A 3,914-nucleotide genomic window follows, 5' to 3' on the forward strand; every position below is an offset into this window, starting at 1 on the left:
TCGGGGTGCGGTGGCTGGGCGGGGGAGGGAGCGCCCCGCCAGGGGCGCGGGGAACGGCGCGACCGGCCACGGCGTGCCCGCGGAGAGGCGTCGAGCCCGAGGCCCGGGCGCGGGCGGCGGCTCCGGGCGGCGGCCCGGGGTCCACCCCCGGGAAAAGGGCGGTGAGGGACGGCGGGGGGCGCCGTTATCCTGTTCGGGTGACGGAAAAGGCGAATCAGCTGCCGCGCCAGCGGCTACGCGTGCTGGCCGCGATGAGCGGCGGAGTGGACTCCGCGGTGGCGGCCGCCCGCGCGGTCGAGGCCGGGCACGACGTGACCGGCGTCCACCTCGCGCTGTCCGCGAACCCCCAGAGCTTCCGCACCGGCGCCCGCGGCTGCTGCACCGTAGAGGACTCCCGGGACGCCCAGCGCGCCGCCGACGTGATCGGCATCCCCTACTACGTGTGGGACCTGGCGGACCGTTTCCGCGCCGACGTGGTCGACGACTTCGTCGCCGAGTACGCGGCCGGCCGCACCCCGAACCCCTGCCTGCGCTGCAACGAGAAGATCAAGTTCGCCGCGCTGCTCGACAAGGCCCTGGCCCTCGGCTTCGACGCGGTCTGCACCGGCCACTACGCCGCCGTGGTGACCAACCCGGACGGCAGCCGCGAACTGCACCGGGCCAGCGACGCCGCCAAGGACCAGTCCTACGTCCTCGGCGTGCTGGACGAGCGGCAGCTCGCCCACGCGATGTTCCCGCTCGGTGACACCCGCACCACCAAGGGCGACATCCGCGCCGAGGCCGAGCGCCGCGGCCTCGCGGTGGCCCGCAAGCCCGACAGCCACGACATCTGCTTCATCGCCGACGGCGACACCCAGGGCTTCCTCGCCAAGCACCTCGGCACCGAGGAGGGCGCGATCCTCGACCAGGACGGCGCCCGCGTCGGCACCCACAGCGGCGCGTACGGCTTCACCATCGGCCAGCGCAAGGGCCTGCGGATCGGCGTCCCCGCCGACGACGGCAAGCCCCGCTACGTGCTGGACATCTCCCCGGTGGACAACACCGTGACCGTCGGCCCCGCGCAGGCGCTGGACGTGACCGCGCTCACCGCGATCCGCCCCCGCTGGTGCGGCACCCCGCCGCAGGGCCGGGCCGCGTACACCGCGCAGTTGCGTGCCCACGGCGAGGACGTCGCGGTGACCGCCGAGCTGCGGGGCGGCGAGCTGCACGTCGCCTTCACCGAGCCGGTGCGCGGCATCGCCCCCGGCCAGGCCGTGGTGCTCTACGACGGCACCCGGGTGGTCGGCTCCGCGACGATCGCCACCACGCACCGCGCGGCCCCGGCCCCGGCACCGGTGGCCGTATGAACATAGGTGTGTTCCTGTCCGCTGCCGAGCTCAGCGATCAGTACACCGTCCCGGTCCGGGAGTTCGGCCGGCTGATCGGTGAGGGAGGCCACACCCTGGTGTGGGGCGGTTCCGACGCCGGCCTGATGAAGGTCGTCGCGGACGGCGCCCAGGAGGCCGGCGGCCGGCTGGTCGGGGTCTCGGTCGAGTTCCTGCACCACGTGGCCCGGCCGAACGCCGACGAGATGGTGATCGCCCGCGATCTGGCCCACCGCAAGGCCGAGCTGCTGCTGCGCTCCGACGCGATCGTGATCATGGTCGGCGGTACCGGCACCCTCGACGAGGCCACCGAGATCCTGGAACTCAAGAAGCACGGGCTGCACAGCAAGCCCGTGGTCCTGCTCAACACCGCCGGCTTCTACGACGGGCTGGGGCAGCAGTTCCGCCGGATGGAGGCGGAGGGCTTCTTGCCGCTGCCGCTGTCCGAGCTGGTCTTCTTCGCCGAGGACGGCCGCGCGGCGCTGACCTATCTGACGAACTACCTCCAGGAGCATGCGTGAGCGTCCACCTCATCACCGGCGCCGGTTCGGGCATAGGAGCCGCGCTGGCCCGCCGGCTGCTGGAGCGGGGTGACGAACTGTGGCTGCTGGCCAGGGACGCCGGCCGCGCCAAGCAGCTGGCGGAACGTTTTCCCGGCGCGCTGACCCTGGTCGGCGACCTGGGTGAGCCGTCCCGGCTGTCCTGGGCGCTGGGCCACCAGTCCCCGCCGGACCGGCTGGACTCGCTGGTGCACAGCGCGGGCATGGTCGAGCTGGGCGCGGTCGGCGACCTCACCCCGAAGGTCTGGCACGAGACGCTCTCGGTGAATCTGATCGGCCCGGCCGAGCTGACCCGGCTGATGCTGCCGCAGCTGCGGCTCTCCCACGGCCACGTGGTCATGGTCAACTCCGGCTCGGGCCTGTCCGCCGCCGCCGAGTGGTCCGCGTACGCCGCGAGCAAGCACGGACTGCGGGCGCTGGCCGACTCGCTGCGGGCCGAGGAGCACGACCACGGCGTACGGGTGACGACGGTCTACCCCGGCCGTACCGCCACGCCCATGCAGCAGAAGGTCCACCAGCAGGAGGGCAAGGTCTACGACGCGGCCCGCTGGATCGACCCGGAGTCGGTGGCCACCACCGTGCTGACCGCACTGGACCTGCCGCGGGACGCGGAGATCACCGACCTGCGGGTCCGACCGGGCCGCTGATCACACCGGGTCTCACATCGGGCCTCGCATCAGGCGCCGCATCGGGCGCCGCACCAGGCATCCGGCCGTTCCGGCCGTTCCGGCCGCGGGCGGAACGGCCGTACCCCCGTCACCCGACCGTGTGCATCTCGCCGCGGCCCGGACCGTGCTGAGCTGTTCGTCCGCCCCTGGATCGTAGGGTCGTCCGCGCCCCCACCACGATGCAGGGAGCGGACCGACCATGGCCTCAGCCAGCGCAGGCGCCGCCCGGCCGCAGGACACCGGCCAGGACAGCGGCCTCGGCCGCGGCGGCTTCCGCGGCCGTACCGGGGACGCGTTGCGGCTCGCCGGCCCCGCCCTGCTCGGCTACGGCGCCGCGCGCCTGCTCGGCATCGCGCTGCTCTACTACCTGGCCAAACGCCGCGGAGTGTCGCCCGGCACGGTGCTCTACGGCTCCTGGGACTCCCGCTGGTACCAGATGATCGCCGCGCACGGCTACGACCACTCGGTCACCGGCGTTCCGCACAGCTGGCACCCGGCGAGCGACCTCGCCTTCTTCCCGCTCTACCCGGCGCTGTGCCGCGCCGCGCACGCCGTGCTGCCCCTGGGCCTCCCCAAGTCGTCCTGGCTGGTCGGCATGGCCGCGGCTTTCGCGGCCGCCTGGCTGATCTTCCTGATCGGCAACCGGCTCGAAGGCCGCAGGACCGGGACCGTGCTCGCCGTGCTGTGGGGGTGCCTGCCGCACGCGCTGGTCGAGAACATGGCCTACACCGAGGCGCTGTTCACCGCGCTGTGCGCCGCCGCCCTGCACACCGCGCTGTCCCGGCACTGGGTCAGGTCCGGGCTGTTCGCGGCGCTCGCCGGACTGACCCGGCCCACCGGGGTGGCCATCGCCGCCGCGATCTCGCTCACCGCCCTGGTCGCGGCGGTCCAGGGGCTGCGCGGCCGGGCCGAGGGCGAGCGCTGGTGGCGGCCGGTGTGGCGGCCCGTGCTCGGCGCGGCGCTCGCGCCGGCCGGCTGGTTCTCCTTCGTGGTCTGGGTGGGGGTGCGGCTGCACCGCTCGGACGGCTACTTCGCGGTCCAGGACGCGTGGGGGAACAAGTTCAGCAAGGGCGGCTACCTGCTGCGCCGCATCCGCTGGGTCTTCCTGGGCCGCCGCGGCGTGGACGTACCGGTGGCGTACGTGGTGGTGACCGTGGTGGTGGTCGTCTCGTTCGCGCTGTACGCGGTGTGCCTGGCCCAGCGCCAGCCGCTGCCGCTGCTGCTGTTCAGCGGCGCCCTGCTGGCCGTGCTCGGCTTCGCCACGGCGTCTTCATCGCCCGCGCCCGCTTCCTGCTGCCGGGCTTCCCGCTGCTCATTCCGCT

4 protein-coding genes are annotated in these 3,914 nt (G+C 73.8%); all 4 read left to right on the top strand.

Annotated features, from left to right (window positions below; genetic code table 11):
• Positions 1-197 precede the first annotated feature (197 nt).
• Positions 198-1,346: a tRNA 2-thiouridine(34) synthase MnmA gene (gene mnmA / locus GA0115240_RS06355; protein WP_256069578.1), complete on the top strand. Its 1,149-nt coding sequence runs from the start codon at positions 198-200 to the stop codon at positions 1,344-1,346.
• On the top strand, positions 1,343-1,885 hold the full coding sequence (locus tag GA0115240_RS06360) for an LOG family protein (protein ID WP_093735674.1): 543 nt from the start codon (positions 1,343-1,345) through the stop codon (positions 1,883-1,885). The genes mnmA and GA0115240_RS06360 overlap by 4 nt, the downstream gene beginning before the upstream one ends.
• Positions 1,882-2,571: an SDR family oxidoreductase gene (locus GA0115240_RS06365; protein WP_093735675.1), complete on the top strand. Its 690-nt coding sequence runs from the start codon at positions 1,882-1,884 to the stop codon at positions 2,569-2,571. The genes GA0115240_RS06360 and GA0115240_RS06365 overlap by 4 nt, the downstream gene beginning before the upstream one ends.
• Positions 2,572-2,791: 220 nt before the next feature.
• A partial coding sequence (locus GA0115240_RS06370; RefSeq protein WP_093735676.1) for a hypothetical protein occupies positions 2,792-3,914 on the top strand: 1,123 nt, incomplete at its 3' end.

Source organism: Streptomyces sp. DvalAA-14 (assembly GCF_900091855.1).
Lineage (GTDB): Bacteria > Actinomycetota > Actinomycetes > Streptomycetales > Streptomycetaceae > Actinacidiphila.